The following is a 19,515-nucleotide window of genomic DNA, read 5'->3' as shown; positions in this document are numbered from 1 at the left end:
GATAACAATCATCCGTATTCAAACTTGAAGGTGTTTTTATTTGTCTCATCTTATGGGGTCAGTCCCTATGCAGCCTGCTTTTTTTTGAGAAATTTATCTAAGATGAACATAAATAATGTGAATAACAGAGACATTATCAACATGTCTAGTATAGTTACATTAGAATTTTCTTTTACTAAGAAGAACCAGAGAAGCTGTAAAACGAAAGAAATCACAAAATACAATATGTACCTGATACTATTCATGTCAATCCATCCCTTCGCTTATCTTAATGCCCTTTACAGGGTAACCAGAACCATGCTGGAATCTCCCGGTAATGCTGAGTATAATATATGCAGATATAACTGGAGCTGATCTAATCACCTCAACTTATTTTAAAATTTCAAAACGTGCAATTTCCCACTCTTTGTTTGCTTTTAGCGGGATTGTTTTTAGCTTTTTGCCTGATTTCAAATCATAAGACGTGATGTCTCCAAGCTTCTTATCGCGCTGGATATCAAAGTTTTTGAGTAAAACATACATCTCTCTGTCAGTGAATTGAACATCATTCATTAATTTGTTATCATCCCCCGCATAAAAATTGAAAGAGTTTTTCTTAACCATTTTTTTATCAAATATCTGCAGCTTCCCATCAAAAGAAACGGCTAGAATCTGATCTTTTACTATTTTCAATTTTGCAGGATGAAACCCTTTCTCCATCTCGACTTCTTTTTTTACCTTTAGCGTCTCTCTGTCTATTAATATGAGCTTAGAATTCTCTTTCTCATTCACGTTATCATTAACCGTCAGTATAAATGTATTTGCATTTACTGCTTGGAATGCATCCTTTTCATCCATAAAGTATATCCCTTTATTCGGTATGGATGCCTTGTTCTCTTGCTTATTTGTCTCTGGGTTGATTGAAATGACGGACATACTTTCTTCATCACTTGAAATGACATAAATTTTATTTTTGACGGCTATTGATGATCCAAGTTCTCCATCAAGCTTTATTTGTTTCTTGTTTTTTCGGCTGTTTTCCTTCCAGTACACCAATTCACTTTTCAGCCCTTTGTCTGTATATCCAACGTTAATGTCATGGATGAGATAACCATCAGAACTTCTTATAAAGAAAGCACCTTCATTTTCAGTTGTTTTTGACAAACTCTTTTCTTTTATTTTGTTTATTGTTCCGGTTTTATTGTCTATCATCAAGTGAGTATTGCTTCTATTTGACGAGAAGAATGTATTATTTTTGTTATGTGAAGACATCGTGAAATTTATACCATTTTTCAATTCCAAGCTATCCATTTTAGTACCATCTTCACTGTAAACCCCAATCTCACTTCCCCTATCTAAAGTGTTGGAAAAACCAACAATAAAACTCGCATTGTCAATATCCTTTAATACAGTCTTTTGATTGCTGCTTCTTTCCTCTTTTTCATTCCCAGTTTGGATGAGACCGCAAGAGGTTGTGACGATCAGTATGCAAATGAAAATAAACAAGGTTTTAAGTCTATTCATTTTTTTCCTCCCTATGAGATAGCAAAAAGCCTCCGGATACCCGGAGGCTTTTGATTCTATCCTTGCTGCGTGAACGGCCGGGTCTGTGTCTTTTTGCCCCAGCCAAGCGCGGCCAGAAAACTGATGGCGAGAATGGCCGCTCCCAGCATATACGGAAATTCCATATTTACATCAAAGAGAAAACCGGCGGCTGACGGTCCGGCGATATTCGCTAAGCTGATGAATGAGGTGTTCATCCCTCCGGCAAACCCCTGCTGGTCACCGGCGAGCTTCGACAGCATCGTATTAACCGCCGGCCGGAGCAGCGATGTCAGCGTCAGGAAAAAGATTGCCGCGGCAAAAACGGCCCAATATGAACCCGCAAACCGGCACCACACAAGTCCTGCAGCAGCCCCGATCAACGTCACGTTAATGACGCGCTTTTCCCCGAACCTGCGGACGAGATAACTGACGCCGACCGCCTGCACAAACACGCCGATGAGACCCGCAGCCGTAATAATAAAGGCAATATCAGAGGCTTTAAATCCGTGTTTATGATCAACGTAAAGGCCGAAAACGGATTCAAAGTTCATAATTCCGAAGTTCAGCACAAAAACCAGAATCAGCATAAACGCGAACGGCGATTTGAGCGCGCGTGACATTTGCTTAAACAGATGCTCACGTTTTTCCGTTTTTGCCCGGGCTTCCAGCTGCTTTTCACGTCCCAGCGTTTCAGGCAGAAAGAAAAATGAAAGCACCGTTGAAAAGCAGGCGAGACTTGCAGACACGATGAACGGCACAGACATGCCGTAATGAACCAAATAGCCTCCGACACCGGGCCCGATGACGACACCGAGCGTCATCGCCGCGCTGAACAGCCCCATTCCTTTCCCGCGTTCTTCTTCGGTCGTAATATCCGCTATGTAAGCGAACATTGACGGCATTAAAAACGCCGCGCCCATTCCGCCCAAAAGGCGGGATGCGAACAATTGCCACAGGCTTCCGGCAAAAGCGAAGATCAATTGTGACACGGCAAAGGCGGCGATGCCGAAAATAATCAGTTTCCGCCGTCCGTATTTGTCGGTTATTTCCCCGGCAATAGGCGCAAATAAAAGCTGTGTAAGCCCCGCCGCCGCAACAAGCAGACCCATCGTGCTCCCCGTCGCTCCGAATTCGGTAATATATGCGGGCATAATCGGAATAATCAATCCGATTCCAAGCATCGCAATAAACATATTCAGCATTAAAATTGACAATCGGCCCATGTACGCCATGATTTCTTACCTTCTCCCCAGACAAACAGATGATCGTTCCATATTTGTCATTTTTTATACCATTCAGTATAACGGGGAAAAGGGAAAAAAGTCCAGATGATTTCAATCTCGTTTTCATGTCTCATGACAGCACACCGGTTTCAGCCGGCAGATCATATATGTTAAGGGCCGCCTGCAGCGCTTCCCCGGCTTTAACGGCAACACCGTGTCTGATCAGAACCGCTTCAAGTCCGGCCAGCACAAACAGCACATTTTCCTTTCTGCAGCTGTAGCCCATCGTTCCGATTCTCCAAATTTTCCCCTGCAGCGGACCGAATGAGCTGGCGATTTCAATTCCGAATTGAGACAAAAGCATACTTCTGATCGATTCGCCGTCTGCTTCCGGCGGAATCTTCACGCATGTGACGACAGGCAGCTTCGCCTCCGGATCGCCGAATAAATCAAGGCCCATCGCTGCAAGTCCCGCCGTAAGCGCTTTTTCATGACGCCGATGCCTGCGGAACCGTTCTTCCAGTCCTTCTTCCAGGACAAGGCGCACACCCTCCCGCAGCGCATAAAGCATTGCTGTCGCTTCTGTATGGTGATTCAGCCTTCTTTCACTCCAATAATCTTCGAGCTGGCTCAGATCAAAATAGTTGCTCGTAACCGGCCGATGACCGGACAGCCTTTTGCCGTCAGCTGCCGTCGCAATGCCCCGTTCTACCTTTTTACGCGCGGCAATGACAGCTGCCGTCCGGTCATTATAAGTAATCGGCGCCATTCCGGAGGGGACCGATAGGCATTTTTGCGTTCCCCCGATGACTGCGTCAATCTTCCATTCATCCGTTTTTACGGCGCAGCCTCCGATCGTGGCCACGGCATCCACGATAAAGAGTGCGTCTTGGGCGCGGCACGCTTCCCCGATTTCTTTCAGCGGGTGAATCCGCCCCGTTGATGTTTCTCCGTGCACCATAGCGACGATTTTCGGGGAAATCTTTTTCATCTCGCTGATAATCTCGTCAGGCCGGAAGACCGTTCCCCATTCACACTCGATCGTATGAACGTCCGCTCCGTACCGCTCGGCGATTTCAGTCAGCAGGTATCCGAAGCGTCCGTATATCGGAACGAGCACGCTGTCGCCCGGCTCTATCACACTTGCGAGAACAGCCTCAATCCCCGCTCTTGATGTACCGTCAATCGGATAGGCCCAGCGGTTTTCCGTTTGAAACAATTCTCGGAGCATTTGCATCGTTTCGTTCATGATGCCGGTAAATGCCGGGTCAAACTGGCCGATGATCGGAGCGCCCATCGCCCTCAGCACTCTCGGTTCAGCTTCTGTCGGTCCCGGTGTCATAATCGTTCTTTGCGGAATGCACAATTCTTTTCTGGTCGGCACGCCGATTCCCCCTTTACGTTAATAGGCAAGTTTATGTAATACATTCGCCAGCGTAAGGACGCCGGTTTCAAGCTGATGTACGGGTGTGAATTCAAGCGGCGAGTGGCTGATCCCGCCACGGCTCGGTACAAACAGCATGCAGGCCGGAAAGGTTCTACCGAGCATCTGGGCGTCATGTCCCGCTCCGCTTACGATTTTCTCCGGGTCCGCCCCCAGTTCTTTTGCAGCCTCCGCTGTGGTACGCGTCAGTGTCTGATTCATTTGAACCGGCTCTATCCTCATATATTCATCAATAATGGGCCTGACTCCTTTGCTGCGGCTGATGTTTTCAACAATCGACGCCAGTTTCTGATGGAAGGCTGCCAGCACGTCTTCCTGCCGGTGGCGAATATCAACGGAAAACTGGATACGGCCCGGAATGACATTCGCCATATTCGGTTCAACCGTCATTTTCCCGCACGTCAGACGGAGCTCTTCCGGCTGTCTTTCCGCTGAAAGCATCAGTTCGTGGATGATGCTGCTTCCCGCCGCGAGCGGGTCTTTCCGCCATTTCATTGAAGTGGTGCCGGCATGGTTGCATTCACCGTCAAGCGTAACGGTATAGCGTCTCTGTCCGGCAATCCCGGTGACAATCCCGATATCCTTTCCTGATCGTTCAAGCGTTTGCCCCTGTTCAATATGAATTTCCAGAAAGGCTTTGATATCTGTGCGCAGCGGTGCTGGATAACGGCCTGCACCGAAGCCGTTCTGCCGCATGGCTTCTTTCAGAGAAATGCCGGACGCGTCTTTCGGCGTTTCCGCATCTGAAAGCGAGAAAGCACCGGTGATATTGCCTGAGCCCCAATAGGTGATGGGAAAACGGCTCCCTTCCTCTTCACAGAGCGACACAGCCTCCAGCGTTTTTTTCGGACGCCCGCACGTCTCATGCAAATGCCGGATCGCCAGCATGCCCGCCAGCACGCCGAACGCACCGTCATATTTGCCGCCGTCAATAACGGTGTCAATATGCGACCCGGTCAGAATCACCTCACCAGGCGATTCTGTGCCGTTCAGCCGGCCGAACACGTTTCCGACATCGTCAAATGCCGTTTCCAGCCCGAACGCCTCCATTTTCTTTTTGACGGCAAGCTGGGCGTCCATCCATTCTTTCGTATATAAAAGCCTCGTCACTCCGCCGGAAGCGGAAGCGCCGAATTGAGACAGCCATTGTATGTCATCGTAAATCCCGATATTCGCCGCCGAAAGCTGCTGATGTTCCATACACGCCCTCCTTTTAAACTGAAAAACTGACAAGATGATCTTCATTATAGAAGGAGCGCATAACGAGTTCATTATCATATCCTCTAAAAAATCAATGATTTTCCGGATACTTTGACCAATAAGCCGAAGGAACCATTTTTCAAAAAAGATAGAATATTAGATTTATTTTTTGGATAATAGAGGTAAAGGAGGGCAAGTCATGACAAAAAAACTTTGGTTTCTGCCGATTGTCTGCCTGTTTTTCATTTTTGGATGGGCCGCGCCGTCAGCCTCTGCGGGCGCGCCGGCTGACACGAATCTGTACAGCCGGATGGCGGTTTCAACTGCCGGCGGCACAACTCTTTTTCCGCAAACTGCCTCAGCTGTCATCACTCCGTCTGCGGATACGGACACATATTACAAAGAAGCTTCCGGAAAAAGCGGAACGGCCTTAAAGAGCGCCCTGCACCGCATCATCAGCGGACATACAAAGCTGTCTTACAGCCAAGTATGGAATGCATTGAAGGAAACTGACGAAGATCCGGCAAACCCGAACAATGTCATCTTGCTCTACACCCAGGAATCACGGGCCAAAAGTAAAAACGGCGGCAGCGTCGGGGACTGGAACCGGGAACACGTGTGGGCAAAGTCACACGGAAACTTCGGAACAGCTGCCGGCCCCGGGACGGACATTCATCATCTGCGCCCTGCAGACGTCCAGGTGAACAGTGCCAGAGGAAATATGGATTTTGATAACGGCGGCTCAGAATACCCGAAAGCGCCGGGCAATTATTACGACGGTGATTCCTGGGAGCCGCGCGATGAGGTTAAAGGAGACGTCGCCCGCATGCTGTTTTACATGGCGGTGCGTTATGAAGGAGACGACGGGTATCCCGACCTTGAGCTGAATGATAAAACCGGAAACGGCTCAGCTCCTTACATGGGAAAACTGTCCGTTTTGCTCAAATGGAATCAACAAGACCCCGTCGACAGTAAGGAAAAACGGCGGAACGAAATCATTTACGAAGACTATCAGCATAACCGCAATCCGTTTATCGACCATCCGGAATGGGCGGATGAAATCTGGTAATCGTATCATAAGAAGTGATAAGGGAGCCCCGATCATCAGGCTCCCTTTTTCAATATACGGCGTTTTCAGTGTCGGCATCAAAAAAGACGGCCCGGTTCATATTGACCGCAAGGAGAATGGCATCGCCGGGTTTCACCTGTGAAGCGCCGTCAAGACGGATCGTCATGCGGTCATCTCCGTTCACCGCATGAACGTACATCTCCGCGCCTAAGTTTTCACATACTTCCGCCACAGCGCGGCACACCGCTTCAGGCGGGTGCTCTGATTGTCCGGCAAGCGTCAAATGCTCCGGACGCAGCCCCGCAATCATCTCCTTACCGCTGTATCCTTTCTGCACAAGAACGGCCGCTTTTTCTTTCGGAATGGGCAGACGAACGGACGAACCGGCAAAATACCATTGCCCGTGACTTTCTTCAAGGGCGCCTTTTATAAAATTCATACTCGGAGAACCGATAAAACCCGCCACAAACAGATTCGCCGGATAATGATAAATCTCATGGGGGCTTGCGGCCTGCTGAATATCTCCTTCATTCATCACGACAATCCGGTCGCCCATTGTCATCGCTTCCGTCTGATCATGCGTCACATAAACGATGGTCGCTTTCAAACGCTGATGGAGCTTGCTGATTTCGGCGCGCATCGTCACTCGCAATTTCGCATCTAAGTTGGAAAGCGGCTCGTCCATCAGAAACACTTTCGGCTCCCGCACGATCGACCGGCCGAGCGCAACCCGCTGCCGCTGTCCGCCTGAAAGAGCCTTCGGTTTCCGCTTGAGCAGATGCCCGATTTCCAAAATATCAGCGGCCGTCCGGACTCGCTCTGCGATTTCTTTTTTCGGCAGCTTTCTGAGCTTCAAGCCGAACGCCATATTATCAAACACCGTCATGTGGGGATACAGCGCGTAATTCTGAAAAACCATCGCGATATCGCGATCCTTCGGGAGCAGATCGTTCACCGTGTCTCCATCGATATAAAGCTTCCCTTCAGAAATGCTCTCTAGTCCGGCAATCATTCTGAGTGTCGTAGATTTGCCGCAGCCGGAGGGACCGACTAGCACCAGCAGCTCCTCATCTTTTACATCTAAGTGAAAATCCTTCACTGCCGCCGATTGGGCGCCGTATGTTTTTTTGATATGGTCAAATGTTAATGATGCCATTCGAAACCTCCTCCAATACTGGAAACCGCCACATCTTTCTGTTATGTTAAAAATGTTCGGGGTTTCTGATAGATTCATAAATGAAAAGCAAATTTGTATTATAACGTCATAATACATATAATAGTACTACTACTTGACAAAGGAGGTCCGTCCCATTGTTAAATAACGGGAGCTCGAAACCTTTATATATTCAGCTGAAACAAATTATCGCGGACGATATCAAGAAGGGCGTTTATTCGCCGTCCGTAAAACTGCCGACTGAAAATGAGCTGTGCGAAACGTACAACGTCAGCCGCATAACGGTCAGGAAGGCCATCCTTGATCTTGTGGAAGAAGGCTGGCTCGTCCGGCAGCAGGGAAAAGGAACGTTCGTTAAAAGCCCTAAACTGAAGCGGGAGCTCATCGCGGTCAACGGCTACTCTGAATTTATGGAATCAACGGGGAAAAAACCGAAACACCAGATCCTTTCCCATGAAATCATCGAAGCGCCTAAATCCATCGCCCAAAAACTTCGCGTCGCTTCCGAAAGTCCCGTTCTTGAATTAAAACGCATTTTATTTCACGACGACCAGCCGCTCTCATTCGAAATCGCCCACTATCCGCTCAGTTTATTTCCCGACATCGGCAAGCATATTAAAGGCGGCGTGTCGATGCATGACATTTTGAAACAGCACTATCAGGTGGTGCCCACCCATAATACGAAGCTGTTAAATGTCGTATACGCCAAGCAGGAAGAAAGCCGCTATCTGGCTTGTGATATCGGGGATGCGCTTTTTGAAATTGACAAAACCGCTTTTATGTCAAAAGACAAGCCGATATACAGCTCGCTGTTTGTAATGCATACCGACCGCGTCACGTTTACCATTAACAGTCCCTATGCGTAACAAGTATAAAAAACGAGACAATGCTTATCGTATTCTCGTTTTTTCACTGCTTTTCCCGCCGCCCGGCCTGTAGGGATGCCCGTAACCGAACGCTCCGAACCCTCCGCATGTTTTGGCAGCCGTCCCGGCGGCCGCAGTAAGCGCTCGCCGAATATCCTGATGCTCGAAGAAATCGGTAAGAAACCCGGCGATAAAAGAATCACCCGCGCCCAATGTATCTATTATATCAGCTCTTACCACCGGCTGATGATAGACGCGTTCCCCATCCGATAACACCGCGCCATGTTCTCCCCTTGTCAGACAGACGATTTTCGCTCCGAAACCGCGGGCTTTTTCGGCAAGCCGCATACATTCACTTTCACTCAAATCACTCCCGGAAAAAAACGCATACGTCACGTACGGACAGACCGCTTCTAAATAGGCTTCGTCACGTTTTACAGAGAAGTCAAAGGAAATCAGCACATGGCCGCTCAGCATCGGAAGGTCACGTTCTATCCTGCTGTATACGCTCGTATGCAGCAGATCATGTCCGGCGATAAATGAGATGTCATTCTCCTGAAAAGCGAGTGTCAGACGCGATTGCACGCCGCCTTTATTTGATCCGGCAAATATCCTGTCCCCTCTTTCATCAAGCGTGACGACCGCCATCCCGTTTTCTCCGTATGCCCGGCGGATCAGATCGGCATTCACCTTTTCCAGTTTCAGCACATTCAATACGTGATCCGCCGCTTCATCACTGCCGAGAATCCCGATATAAGAAGTTTCGTGGCCTAAGCGCCGGGCAAGCACGGCTACGTTTAACGCATTTCCGCCCGGGTAAAACGTCTCCTGATCCTGATAATAATCTACTACATTATCTCCGGCCGCTATCAGTTTCATCTTTTCATCCTCCTTATCCTTTCACGCTTCCCGCAGCAATGCCGCGGATAAAATATCTCTGCATCAATAAAAACAGCGCGATGATCGGAGCAGCAGAAATCGTCAGCCCGGCCAGCAGCACGCCCCAATCCGTCTGCAGCGCATCTCTGAACTGCATCAGCCCGGCCGGAATCGTCCGTAAATTTTCATCATCGATAAAAATAATCGCAAACATAAACTCATTCCATGTATGGTAAGCCGTCAAAATGCCTGATGTCACCAGAATCGGCACGCTCATAGGTAAGAATATTCTGAAAAAAATTCCGAAACTTGTACATCCATCCAGATAGGCAGCTTCCTCAAGCTCTTTGGAAATCGACAAAAAATAGGAACGGATCAGAATCACGGTAAACGGAATACGGTAGGCGGCGTACGGAAGAATCAATGCCCAATACGTATTGTACAGTCCCAATGACTGGATAATGGAGTACAGCGGCACAAGACTGACCTGCGGCGTCAGCATCAAGCCGCCAAGACAAATGATCAGCACAAACCCTTTTCCTTTAAATTGAAAACGGGCAAGCCCGTATGCCGCCCAGGCGCTCACAAATACGGTGATGAGACAAGTCAGCACGGTCACAATGACGCTGTTCATAAAATAAGCGGAAATCCCTTGGTTCCATGCGGATACGAAGTTTTCGGGATGCCAGACAGAGGGCAGCGACCAGTTGTGCTCAAAAATCTCATCCGAGCTTTTAAAGGCGCTGACCGCCATCCATAACAGCGGATATGCAACGGCAATGAGGTAGATAAAGAGAAACAGCCACACGGACGTTTCCCCGACATACCATTTTCTCGGTTTTCCGCCTGTTCTGACGGCCTGACGGGCATGACGCAAGTCCGTCTTTTCAGGAAGCATCGGCTACTCCTCCTTTCCGGTCTTAAAGAATTTCATCTGAATAAGCGACAGAGCAAGCGTCAGCAAAAGCACCACCGTCGCGATCGCAGAAGCGTAGCCCATCATATCCTTTGTAAAAGCGCTCTTATACAAAAATGTGCTCAGCACTTCTGAAGCATTGCCCGGCCCTCCGCCGGTCAGAATATACGGTTCATTAAATACGGTAAATGCGCCGGTCAGCGTCATCACCACGGCAACAAACGACATTTCTTTCGTCTGCGGCCCCGTAATGTGAAAAAACTGCTGGATTTTTCCGGCTCCGTCCAGCTGCGCCGATTCATATAATTCAGCAGGAATGCTCTGAATCGAGACAATGTACAGCATGGCGATGTAACCGACAGACTGCCATTGAGACACAAAAATGACAGAAAGCATAGCGGTGTTTTCATCGCCCAGCCACGCCCGGGTCAGTTCATCAAGTCCGACGGCTTCCAGCAGCTGATTCAAAAGCCCGATTTCCGGGTTATAAATAAAATCAAACAACAGCGCAATGACGGTCATGGAAATGACGACCGGAAGAAAAAAGACCGTGCGGAAAAACGGCGACCATTTTCTTACCAATCTGTCTTCCAGCACGGCCGCCAGAATTAAGCCGCCGCCAACCTGGCAAATCAGCGATATGACCGCATACAGCACATTGTTGCGGAGCGCTGTAAAAAATACGGGATCGTGAAACAGGTCAATATAATTTTTCAAACCGATAAACGTCTTTTCGGGTTGAAATGAGCTCCATTCAAACAGACTGAAAAACACATTCTCAATAATCGGAATGTAAACGAACAGCAGAAAAATCAGCGCGGGCGCGAGAAACAGATACGGAATGAAACGTTTTCGGCTGACCAAGGAAATCCTCATCTCCTTTCTCCAAAGAAATCTGTTCTATTCAGATGACGCTTTGACTTGACGCGCCGCTTTCTGCACGGAATTCATCACCTCGCGCGGTGTCATTGTGCCGCCGAGCATCTGCTGAACGCCTGCCGCATACACATCGGCGATTTCAACGTCAACATCCATATCAAACCACGGCACCATTGTTTCGGCGCGGACGATATCCTGCACGGCTTCACGCTGGATCGGGGTGGAATTGTTTTCTGTCGCCGTTCCCTGAACCGCGCTGTATTTACCGACGTCTTTTATCAGCTTCTCTCCCATTTTTTTCGAGGTTAAAAACTGAAGAAATTCCATGGCTTCTTTCGGGTGCTTCGTTTTTGAGGAAATCATAAATCCTTCCGGAGATCCGGTCAGTGCACGGGGAGATCCCTTTTCGCCGCTGATTTTCGGGAAAGGAAACAAGCCCAGATTGACCGGTTCGACGAGCTTAATTTCTGCCGTTTCCGCATAAATCATCGCCGCTTTGCCGCTCGTAAACTGCTGGCGCACGTATTCGTGATCAACGGAGTTCACGTGCTTTGTAAAGTACGGCAGAAGTTCCTGAAGCTTTTCAAGCGCTTTGACATAGCCTTCGTCCGTAAACTCCCCGGTTTCCGGGCTGTAATCCTTCGCCCGCGTTTTTTCATCCACCATACGCTGGTTCAGCGTCCCGATATAATGAGAAATGGTCCAAGGCGCTTTTGTTCCGAAACTGATCGGAATATATCCGTTCTCTTTCAATTTCTCAGAGACTGTGATCAGTTCATCCCATGTCGCCGGGGGCTTCAAATGTAATGAATTAAAAATGTCCTTATTATAAAAGAATGATTTAGCGTCCATTTGCCACGGAACACCGTACTGTTTTCCGTCATGCGTAAAAGGTTTGATTTGTGACTGCACAAGCTGTGAGGACCAATCTTTATCCTGCTGATAGTAAGACGACAGATCGAGGGCTTTATCTCCTTTGATGAATTTATAAGCAAACCGGTCGCTCCATGAAAAGAAAATATCAGGGGGGCTCGTTGTTCCGAGCATGACTTTCACCTTGTCTTTATAAGAATCGTTTAAGACCGCTTCCGTTTGGATATGAATATCCGGATGAGCGGCTTCAAATTCTTTGACCGCTTCTTCAAAATAGCTTTTTTCCGGCTCCTTCGGCCACCTGTGAAAAAACTTCAGAGTCACTTTTCCGTCAGAGGAACTGCTTTGGCTTGAACAGGCGGCGGCTGACAGACATACGGCTAACAGAACGAACAGGCAGATGAGCTTTTTCAGATGCTTTTCCTCCTTTGTCACCGGACTATAACGTTATATATCATTATAGTCCGGTGAAATATAATGCGCGTTCTTAATATTCGACTTTCCACATGTAACGCCGCTGGCTTAACGGATGGTTCCTTGCTTCCGCCAGCGCATCCGCATAGCTTCTGAGCACCCGGTTTAATACGAGAGGAGCCAGATAGCCTTTTACAGAATCGTCAATTCCGGAAAAATCATATGCTGCCGCATCAAGCACAGTCAGTTTTTTGCCGTATCTTTTTGAGAAGGAAAGCGCCCGCTCTTCAAGGGGTCTTGTTTCGTCTAAGCCGAGCAGGATAATAAATGGAACGGATTCATCAATGATTTCGAACGGTCCGTGAAAATATTCTCCGGCATGAATGGCGTGGGAATGAATCCATTGCATTTCCATGAGAATGCAGATGCTGTAGGAGTAAGCGACGCCGTAGTTCGCACCGCTTGCCATCGTGTAAATGATATCTTCTTTTTCGTGGGCTTTCGCGAATGCCTTTGCGTGATCCGCTTCTTGTTTAAGCGCTTTGTCATATACGGTCTGGAGCTTATTGAGTCCGTCGATCGCCGACTCAAACGCGGGATGGTTTTCCAGCACGTGTAAAGCGCCGAACACGATTTGATACAGAACCCCGTAATTCGTATTTATCGCCTGTGCATTCTCACCCCAGTCATACACCGCGACATATTCGGCTTCTTTCGCTAGCGGCGAATCAGGCTCAAAGGTCATCGCAATCGTAAGCGCGCCTTTTTTTCTGGCGAAACCGGCGGCTTTCACCGTTTCCGGCGTATTGCCTGACTGAGAACATAAAATCACGAGAGAGTTCTCTCCGAGCTGAACGGGATTGCGCTGAATAAATTCATTTGAACTGTAGAGATCAGAGCTGATGGCTTTCGCCTCTCTGTCAAACACGTACTTGCTCGGATACATAATGGCTGAAGAACCCCCGCAAGCGACGAAAAAGACGTGGTCAATCGTTTTTCCTTTCAGATCATCCAAGAAAGCCTGAACTTTGTGATTCACTTGTGCGGCAGTTTGACTCAAATCCTTCACTCCTCAGTGTTTTATTATATAACGTTATATAACATTATATAACGTTATATTAATCGCAACAAAGGTGCGTTGTCAATCATATTTTCTGAAATTTCTAAAATATAAAATAAACCCGTCTTATTTCCCGCCCTCTCTTGACCTGACCCTTAGAGACACGTTTAGAATGAAAAACAGGGAGTGATTCAGAATGAATATAAAAGAAGCCGCCAGACAGACGGGTCTCACGAAAAAAGCCATCAAATATTATGAGCAGGAAGGTTTAATCACCGTCAGCAAAAACCCTGATAACGGATACCGTGAGTATTCCGCTCAGAACGTGAATACGCTGAAAATGATTGCCGCCCTCCGAATGCTGGCACTGTCTGTAAGCGATATTAAAGCGTTCCTCTTAGAGGGCAGCAGTCTGCATGATATACTGCGCCAGCAGCATCAAAAGCTCAGCCGGCAGATTGAAGAGCTTGAGCAGGAACGGAAACTGACTGAAATGCTGATCAAGCGCGTGGAAGATGCGGAAAATGTCGATTCAATTCTGCATGATATCGGCGAGGTCAAAATAGATGAACCGAAGTATATGGGACTTCAGCTGAAAAAACTGTTCCCGGGAGATTTCGGAGAATTTATCGCCGCGCTGTTTGAACCGTTCCTCGACTTTTCTATTGATACAGATGAGAAAAAAACGATATGGGCGGAGCTTATTAAAGTATTGGATGATATGGAAGAAGTTCCGGCTGCACACCCGATGATGCAGCTGGTCGGCAAGGAGGATCCGGCTCAGCTCCAGCAGCACAAAGTACAGCATGATCAATTTATCGAGCGGATTTTGGAGAGAGACCCCGCCACTTGGGACACTCATAAAAACATCATCATTCAGCTTGTGAAAAGAGTGCAGACAGATGAAGAATACAGGGAAAGCCTGATCAAGGTCGGAGAATCAGCTTCTGATCTGCCCGCGCTGAAGGAGGGATCGCCTTTCAGCAATCTTCTTCAAAAGCTCAGCCCGAAATATGACACGTACGTGCGACTTCAGCTTGAACTGAAAAAAGAAGCCGACGAGGAACTCGGCTTTGATTCAGAAGCATATTTAAAACAGATGCTTCAATCAAAAAAACGCTAAGGTTCGTCTCCTTAGCGTTTTCTTTCTTCAGCCTCAGTGCTGCGCGTTAATGCGGTCAACGACATTAGCGATGAGCTGCTCTTTTCCTAAGTCGGAATCTTCGTCAACGCTTGCTACTGTCAAAATGATGGCCGCTACCGCAAGAGCGATCGTCTCAATGGCGGCCGCCGCGTTTAAAAATACCCATACAGCCGTTGCGCATTGGCCGATGGCCGTTGATTTTCCTTTGTCCATGCTCTTTTTGTCAAACTCTTCTTTCAGCACTTTCGCCATAATCTGCGAACCTTGATCAATGACGCTGTTCACTTTCTCATAATCGCCGCTGTAGACCGCCGCTTTCAACTCTTTAAAATAATCCGGCGATGACTTTTTAATATCAGCGATCACCTGATCGGAAACTTGCTTTAATTCATCCTGATCAATCTTTTTGACAGCCTTGGTATCCCATACTTCAGGAAGGAGTTTTGCGACCTCACCTTGTCCGAAAAAGATGCCGGAAAAAATGTCTTCACCCGAATAAGAGACCGACGGCTCAGTTTTCGCCGCGGCATGCGGGCCGACTAATGCGACCATTAAAACAAACACCAGCATCATGGCAGCTGCGGACTTCTTGCTTTTAACCAAATAATTTCCTCCTTTTCCTTTTATTGAAAAAATTGTATCTGATAAAAAGGGGATTGTAATGGTTCAAAGCTACTGTTTTCTCTGCCGGCACCAAAAACAGGACCAAAATACCAGCCACCGTAATGGAAAACGAGGTAAGCCCCAGCATAACGGCAAAGATTTCGTGCATAAAAATGGAGATAAACAATATCAGACGCCAATATGTTTTCGGAGCGAACAAAGCGCAGAACATAATGGTTTGCACAATGAGCGTGCCCCAAGTCGGGATGACGACAAGCTTGGACTGCAGGATAAAGTCAAACAGACCGTGAAGCGCATCCGGCAGACCCAGCATCGGATCGTTCAAATAGTAATAAACGGCGGTTCCGTTCTGCCACTCTTCTTCCATCAGTTTGGCAATGACAGAGTTAAAGTACAGCATCGCGACCTGTATTCTGATGATTGTCAGTGTCGCCCAGCATAAGGAGCGGTAATAAGGCTCAAGCGGTCTTTTCTCAAAAGACGCCTCGTACGGAGACCAGTGCCATTTCCGCGGATCGGTTAATGTCAGCGGGAGCAGCAGCAGTGTAAAAACGGCAGCCACCTGATCTCCTCCGTCAAGGGTAACGGCGGAGTTTTGGAAGCTGTACGAAATCCACCAGTGAAAAAAACCGGTGATTCGCGGCCGCCAGCCAATGACGACAAGGATTAACATACAGATACAAACGGCTTTGACGATCTCAATGTAACGGAAATCGGGAAACAGCAGAAACAGGCTGAACGTGTCGGAAAAACTGAGCATTTGATTTTGCGTTTTGAAGAAGACAGACGCCGGATTGAACAGCAATGTCAGCAGCGTGCCGAGCGCGATTAAGCTTCTGGCAAGCCCGTACACATTTGTCCAAGGCGGATTCTTCATCATCCATAAGGTGAGCTGCTTTTTTGCATCCTGAATCAATTGACATCCACTCCGATGTATTTTTGGATGGTTCTTTTCGTTTCGGTATGCTGGCTCCATGCCCATGGGGTAATGCGTTCATATGTAATGATCATTTTCCCTTTCAGCCTTGGGGAGGGAGACTCATTTTTCATTTTCAAAAATGTGGTATCCTTAATGTCTTGGCCAGTCGTGAAGTCGTTCCACTTCTCTTTGGAAGGCAGCTTTTCCAGCATAAGGCCGAGCTCTATCCCTTGCGTCCGGCCGTAGCGGTTTAAGCCGATGACATTTTTCAGAGAATTATTCGGCCATCTGAGCTCCTCATCGGCATCAAGAAGATAGATATTCAAGCTGTCTTCTCTCGGATCTTTACTGAAAAATCCCCAGCTTTGCGGATAAATCATGGAAACGGTTTTGGATTGATGCTTGGTTAATTGGATGGCGGAGCTTGGCAGTGCCGCGATGACGGTAAAAAACAAAACGATGATCCAGGCGGCCATGATAAAAAGAAAGAATGAAAACATGCTGGTTTGCTTCTTGTCAGTCAATTGAAACCCTCCTAGCGTATGGAAATTTCATTGACATGATTATACACCAATCAACAGGTAAAATATTGATAAATTAGATTTTTCGGACTAATATACTATTATATGTAAAAAAGGGAGTGTTCATATGTTTTTGATGAATGATAAAGTGCTGTGGGGAGCTGTAGTTCTCGCCTTTATTCTGTCGATTGTGTTTTATCCGTTTCTTCCTGCTGATATGGCCATTCACTATGACGTGTCGAACCGTCCGAATACATCAATCAATAAAACGGCCGGCGTCCTGATTTTTCCCGTGCTCATGATGATCTGCATGTTATTCAGAAAAAAGGTCGTCCAGCTATTCCTCGTCGTTTACTGTCTGCTGATCGTGCATATTGCCGTGATGTGGCTGGCACTGTAAACATAAAGAAAACCGGAGCCCTTAAGCTCCGGTTTTTCTTATTTATAAAATACTTTCTCAATGTTGTATTTCGACTGAAGGGTATTGATCGCGTACGTTTCGTAAATCTCCCTTTCCATCGGATCATTTACGACACATACTTCAATTTTATACACTTCGTCCCTGTGATGTTTAACAGGCGACACATTGTCTTCAAAATGCTTTTTGATTCTTTGTCTTAATTTACGGGCTTTCCCGACAAACAGCAGCTCATCATGAATGTTATAAAACATAAAGATGCCGCCTTTGTCTCTCGGAATTTGGTGAAAATCAATGAAACCGTAAATCGCTTTAATCGCCGGTTCATTCTCCGACGGTGACTGCTGCCGTTCCGTAATGGTTACATCAGGAGCAGGAAGGTTTATTTTTATCAAATGGGTCACGTCCTCTTATTCATTAAAGCTCCATCCTATCATAAGAATGCGCCAAAAGCTATTTTTTATTCAAGCGCCCCGGCCGGATCATAAAGGCTCAAATCAATTTCCGTCTGCTGCCCGAGCGCGAGTTTCGCCAGTTCAGCCCCCAGATACGGCCCGCTCGTCAGCCCTGAGGCGCCCAGCCCGTTGGCAACGAGGAGTCCGCTGATATTCGGCACTTTGCCGATGACGGGAAGAAAACCGGGAGTAAACGGCCTGAAACCGACTCTTGTCTCTATCATAGTACTGTCTGAAAGCCCCGGCGCCACGGTTAATGCTTTGTCAAAAATCTCGCGGAGACCGCCGGCCGTCACCCGCAAATCCATGCCGGTATCGTTTTCATGAGTCGCGCCCGCTATGATTCTGCCGCTGTCAAAGGCGAGAATGTATTGATCGTTTGGGGGCATGACGACGGGCCAGCCGCCCGTCTCCTCTCCCTGAAGCTCTAAATGAACGATCTGCGCCTTTTGGTATGATACTGAAAAACGGATGCCGAGCGGCTCAAGCAGCTCTCTCGCCCAAGCGCCGGCCGTTACGAGAACCTGGTCGGCAGTAAGCGTGCGTTCTGCGGTTTTCACACCGATGACGGCACCGTCCTCTGTCAATATTGACGCTTCTTCATTGTAAACAGCCGCTCCGTGCTTAACGGCCGCATTTAACAGCGCCTTACGAAGCGCCCTCCCGTTCACCCGGGCCGCGCCGCTGACATGAACCGCCCCGTATTCCTCCGACAGCGCGGGAAACAGCGCCTTCGTTTCTTCCGGAGTCAGCCTTGTAATGTCACCGATTTCAGGGGCGTCCTCTCTTCTTTTATAAGCTCTTTCCTCCATTTGGCTGAGTTTTTTTTCATCCGTATGGAGGCTGACAGCACCGACCTTTTGATAACCGGTTTCTGTTTCTCCATCAGCTTCAAGCTGCTGTATCAATTGGTTATAATAGCGGGCTCCGCCTTTTGCGATCGCATACCATGCCTGATTGCGGCGCTGTGACAGCCACGGGCAGACGATCCCCGCCGCGGCGTCAGTCGCCTGCCCCGGGTGCTTCCGGTCAATGACCGTTACATCCGCCCCGGCCTTTGCGAGATGATAAGCCGCGGAAGCACCGAGAATGCCGGCCCCGATAATCAAATAAGACTTCATGTATAACACCTTTTCTATCTGTTTTGTCTTATTTATTTTAACAAATGGAGCGCCCGGTTCCTACCGGAGTCCTGACAGCAATGATGAGTTTCGAAAACGGAAACGTATAATAAAAGGAATACGTTCTTGTCTGAAAGCCGTTTTCCTCAAGAATCTCTCTGTATTGTGATGTATTTTTTATATCTGACACGGCCAAAATGCCGCCAGGCTTCAGCACCCTCACCATTTCCGCAATCGCCCGTTCCCTCTTTTTTCTGCCTGAAATGTTGTGTACGGTAAAATGCGAAATGACAAGATCAAACGTCTCATCAGGAAACGGCATGTCTTGCGCCAGTCCGTCATACAAATCAATTTCCGGCGCTCTTTCAGCCTGTCTGTTCTTTTCAAATGCGTCTCTTCCGTTTCCGACCAGGTCCCAGCTTGACCATTTGTCAATCGCTGAGACGTCAGCGCCTTTTTGAGCCGCGGCGATGGCTAATAGCCCCCGCCCCGTACCGACATCAAGCACCTTCATGTCCGGCTTTAAACCGGATAGCGCAAGAATGCGATGGCGGTGTAAAAGTTTAATGGCCGTTGAATACAAGAGCATCCAAAGACCGAGCAATAAAAACAAGGTGCCCGTCAGCCAGCCCCAGTAAGGAGGAATCATGCCGTATAACGTGCCTGCGGCATAAAGGAGCGCAATAAAGATAAATCCAAACGCTCCATAAGGCGCATCAATTCCGTATCGTGTTGTCATAACACCCACCCCTTTCAATATTTATCCAAATGGTATACCATATTATTCTAGCA

21 protein-coding genes are annotated in these 19,515 nt (G+C 47.8%); 4 read left to right on the top strand and 17 right to left on the bottom strand.

Annotated elements, in window-relative coordinates; all coding sequences use genetic code 11:
* Positions 1 to 65: 65 nt before the first annotated feature.
* From BGM27_RS20545 to allC, 5 genes are all read right to left on the bottom strand, one after another.
* Positions 66 to 245: a hypothetical protein gene (locus BGM27_RS20545; RefSeq protein ID WP_007410112.1), complete on the bottom strand. Its 180-nt coding sequence runs from the start codon at positions 243 to 245 to the stop codon at positions 66 to 68.
* A gap of 124 nt (positions 246 to 369) precedes the next feature.
* Positions 370 to 1,503 (bottom strand): hypothetical protein, encoded by a 1,134-nt coding sequence (locus tag BGM27_RS14200; RefSeq protein WP_007410111.1) that lies wholly within the window; start codon positions 1,501 to 1,503, stop codon positions 370 to 372.
* Positions 1,504 to 1,559: 56 nt separating this feature from the next.
* The gene (locus BGM27_RS14195) at positions 1,560 to 2,756 is read right to left on the bottom strand and encodes an MFS transporter (RefSeq protein WP_007410110.1); all 1,197 of its coding nucleotides are present in this window, start codon (positions 2,754 to 2,756) and stop codon (positions 1,560 to 1,562) included.
* Positions 2,757 to 2,877: 121 nt separating this feature from the next.
* Entirely contained in the window at positions 2,878 to 4,089 is a 1,212-nt protein-coding gene (locus BGM27_RS14190; RefSeq protein WP_254122862.1) for a pyridoxal-phosphate-dependent aminotransferase family protein, read from the bottom strand.
* A 60-nt stretch (positions 4,090 to 4,149) separates the two neighbouring features.
* The gene (gene allC, locus BGM27_RS14185) at positions 4,150 to 5,391 is read right to left on the bottom strand and encodes an allantoate deiminase (RefSeq protein ID WP_007410108.1); all 1,242 of its coding nucleotides are present in this window, start codon (positions 5,389 to 5,391) and stop codon (positions 4,150 to 4,152) included.
* Between the two features lie 199 nt (positions 5,392 to 5,590).
* On the opposite strand from allC, the gene BGM27_RS14180 reads away from it, so the two are divergent.
* Positions 5,591 to 6,460, top strand: coding sequence for an endonuclease I family protein (locus BGM27_RS14180; protein WP_007410107.1), 870 nt, complete (start codon positions 5,591 to 5,593; stop codon positions 6,458 to 6,460).
* 49 nt (positions 6,461 to 6,509) lie between these two features.
* Here BGM27_RS14180 and BGM27_RS14175 read toward each other — a convergent pair whose 3' ends face one another.
* Positions 6,510 to 7,616: an ABC transporter ATP-binding protein gene (locus BGM27_RS14175; RefSeq protein ID WP_007410106.1), complete on the bottom strand. Its 1,107-nt coding sequence runs from the start codon at positions 7,614 to 7,616 to the stop codon at positions 6,510 to 6,512.
* A 155-nt stretch (positions 7,617 to 7,771) separates the two neighbouring features.
* Between BGM27_RS14175 and frlR the strand changes: the two genes are divergently transcribed.
* The gene (gene frlR / locus BGM27_RS14170; protein WP_007410105.1) at positions 7,772 to 8,500 is read left to right on the top strand and encodes a transcriptional regulator FrlR; all 729 of its coding nucleotides are present in this window, start codon (positions 7,772 to 7,774) and stop codon (positions 8,498 to 8,500) included.
* A gap of 24 nt (positions 8,501 to 8,524) precedes the next feature.
* Here frlR and BGM27_RS14165 read toward each other — a convergent pair whose 3' ends face one another.
* The 5 genes from BGM27_RS14165 to BGM27_RS14145 all read right to left on the bottom strand — a co-directional run bounded on the left by BGM27_RS14165 (position 8,525) and on the right by BGM27_RS14145 (position 13,521).
* Positions 8,525 to 9,379 (bottom strand): PfkB family carbohydrate kinase, encoded by an 855-nt coding sequence (locus BGM27_RS14165; RefSeq protein WP_007410104.1) that lies wholly within the window; start codon positions 9,377 to 9,379, stop codon positions 8,525 to 8,527.
* A gap of 13 nt (positions 9,380 to 9,392) precedes the next feature.
* Entirely contained in the window at positions 9,393 to 10,277 is an 885-nt protein-coding gene (locus tag BGM27_RS14160) for a carbohydrate ABC transporter permease (protein ID WP_007410103.1), read from the bottom strand.
* A gap of 3 nt (positions 10,278 to 10,280) precedes the next feature.
* Entirely contained in the window at positions 10,281 to 11,171 is an 891-nt protein-coding gene (locus tag BGM27_RS14155; protein ID WP_020954308.1) for a carbohydrate ABC transporter permease, read from the bottom strand.
* 24 nt (positions 11,172 to 11,195) lie between these two features.
* Complete coding sequence (locus BGM27_RS14150; protein WP_032865287.1) at positions 11,196 to 12,461, bottom strand: ABC transporter substrate-binding protein; 1,266 nt, start codon at positions 12,459 to 12,461, stop codon at positions 11,196 to 11,198.
* A gap of 73 nt (positions 12,462 to 12,534) precedes the next feature.
* Positions 12,535 to 13,521: an SIS domain-containing protein gene (locus BGM27_RS14145; protein WP_007410100.1), complete on the bottom strand. Its 987-nt coding sequence runs from the start codon at positions 13,519 to 13,521 to the stop codon at positions 12,535 to 12,537.
* 196 nt (positions 13,522 to 13,717) lie between these two features.
* Here BGM27_RS14145 and BGM27_RS14140 point away from each other — a divergent pair, with 196 nt between their 5' ends.
* Positions 13,718 to 14,644, top strand: a complete 927-nt coding sequence (locus BGM27_RS14140) for a MerR family transcriptional regulator (RefSeq protein ID WP_007410099.1) — start codon at positions 13,718 to 13,720, stop codon at positions 14,642 to 14,644.
* A gap of 33 nt (positions 14,645 to 14,677) precedes the next feature.
* On the opposite strand, the gene BGM27_RS14135 is transcribed toward BGM27_RS14140, so the two are convergent.
* The 3 genes from BGM27_RS14135 to BGM27_RS14125 are packed head-to-tail and all read right to left on the bottom strand — an operon-like array spanning position 14,678 to position 16,732.
* A complete protein-coding gene (locus BGM27_RS14135) occupies positions 14,678 to 15,268 on the bottom strand; it encodes a sporulation delaying protein family toxin (protein ID WP_007410098.1) in 591 nt (196 codons plus the stop codon).
* Complete coding sequence (locus tag BGM27_RS14130; RefSeq protein ID WP_007410097.1) at positions 15,261 to 16,205, bottom strand: sporulation-delaying protein SdpB family protein; 945 nt, start codon at positions 16,203 to 16,205, stop codon at positions 15,261 to 15,263. The genes BGM27_RS14135 and BGM27_RS14130 overlap by 8 nt, the downstream gene beginning before the upstream one ends.
* The gene (locus tag BGM27_RS14125) at positions 16,202 to 16,732 is read right to left on the bottom strand and encodes an SdpA family antimicrobial peptide system protein (RefSeq protein ID WP_007410096.1); all 531 of its coding nucleotides are present in this window, start codon (positions 16,730 to 16,732) and stop codon (positions 16,202 to 16,204) included. Before BGM27_RS14125 ends, BGM27_RS14130 begins: the two co-directional genes overlap by 4 nt.
* A 124-nt stretch (positions 16,733 to 16,856) precedes the next feature.
* Between BGM27_RS14125 and BGM27_RS14120 the strand changes: the two genes are divergently transcribed.
* Positions 16,857 to 17,129 carry a DUF1648 domain-containing protein gene (locus BGM27_RS14120; RefSeq protein WP_007410095.1) on the top strand — a complete coding sequence of 91 codons (273 nt, stop codon included), beginning with the start codon at positions 16,857 to 16,859 and terminating at the stop codon, positions 17,127 to 17,129.
* 38 nt (positions 17,130 to 17,167) lie between these two features.
* Here BGM27_RS14120 and BGM27_RS14115 read toward each other — a convergent pair whose 3' ends face one another.
* The 3 genes from BGM27_RS14115 to BGM27_RS14105 form a co-directional block, all read right to left on the bottom strand.
* Entirely contained in the window at positions 17,168 to 17,542 is a 375-nt protein-coding gene (locus BGM27_RS14115; protein WP_007410094.1) for a nucleotide excision repair endonuclease, read from the bottom strand.
* A 65-nt stretch (positions 17,543 to 17,607) separates the two neighbouring features.
* A complete protein-coding gene (locus tag BGM27_RS14110; protein WP_007410093.1) occupies positions 17,608 to 18,723 on the bottom strand; it encodes an NAD(P)/FAD-dependent oxidoreductase in 1,116 nt (371 codons plus the stop codon).
* 37 nt (positions 18,724 to 18,760) lie between these two features.
* The gene (locus tag BGM27_RS14105) at positions 18,761 to 19,462 is read right to left on the bottom strand and encodes a class I SAM-dependent methyltransferase (RefSeq protein ID WP_007410092.1); all 702 of its coding nucleotides are present in this window, start codon (positions 19,460 to 19,462) and stop codon (positions 18,761 to 18,763) included.
* Between the last annotated feature and the right edge of the window lie 53 nt (positions 19,463 to 19,515).

It is taken from the genome of Bacillus sp. FJAT-27001 (genome assembly GCF_019039175.1).
In the GTDB taxonomy this organism is placed as follows: Bacteria; Bacillota; Bacilli; order Bacillales; family Bacillaceae; genus Bacillus; species Bacillus velezensis.
The sequence above is the reverse complement of the archived record's forward strand: the minus strand, read 5'-3'. Positions and strand labels throughout refer to the sequence as shown.

Bases quoted from the DNA above. Each gene is read 5' to 3' on its own strand.
- BGM27_RS20545 (WP_007410112.1), bottom strand. From the start codon at position 245: ATGAATAGTATCAGGTACATATTGTATTTTGTGATTTCTTTCGTTTTA.
- BGM27_RS14200 (WP_007410111.1), bottom strand. From the start codon at position 1,503: ATGAATAGACTTAAAACCTTGTTTATTTTCATTTGCATACTGATCGTC.
- BGM27_RS14195 (WP_007410110.1), bottom strand. From the start codon at position 2,756: ATGGCGTACATGGGCCGATTGTCAATTTTAATGCTGAATATGTTTATT.
- BGM27_RS14190 (WP_254122862.1), bottom strand. From the start codon at position 4,089: ATGACACCGGGACCGACAGAAGCTGAACCGAGAGTGCTGAGGGCGATG.
- allC (WP_007410108.1), bottom strand. From the start codon at position 5,391: ATGGAACATCAGCAGCTTTCGGCGGCGAATATCGGGATTTACGATGAC.
- BGM27_RS14180 (WP_007410107.1), top strand. From the start codon at position 5,591: ATGACAAAAAAACTTTGGTTTCTGCCGATTGTCTGCCTGTTTTTCATT.
- BGM27_RS14175 (WP_007410106.1), bottom strand. From the start codon at position 7,616: ATGGCATCATTAACATTTGACCATATCAAAAAAACATACGGCGCCCAA.
- BGM27_RS14165 (WP_007410104.1), bottom strand. From the start codon at position 9,379: ATGAAACTGATAGCGGCCGGAGATAATGTAGTAGATTATTATCAGGAT.
- BGM27_RS14160 (WP_007410103.1), bottom strand. From the start codon at position 10,277: ATGCTTCCTGAAAAGACGGACTTGCGTCATGCCCGTCAGGCCGTCAGA.
- BGM27_RS14155 (WP_020954308.1), bottom strand. From the start codon at position 11,171: ATGAGGATTTCCTTGGTCAGCCGAAAACGTTTCATTCCGTATCTGTTT.
- BGM27_RS14140 (WP_007410099.1), top strand. From the start codon at position 13,718: ATGAATATAAAAGAAGCCGCCAGACAGACGGGTCTCACGAAAAAAGCC.
- BGM27_RS14120 (WP_007410095.1), top strand. From the start codon at position 16,857: ATGTTTTTGATGAATGATAAAGTGCTGTGGGGAGCTGTAGTTCTCGCC.
- BGM27_RS14110 (WP_007410093.1), bottom strand. From the start codon at position 18,723: ATGAAGTCTTATTTGATTATCGGGGCCGGCATTCTCGGTGCTTCCGCG.
- BGM27_RS14105 (WP_007410092.1), bottom strand. From the start codon at position 19,462: ATGACAACACGATACGGAATTGATGCGCCTTATGGAGCGTTTGGATTT.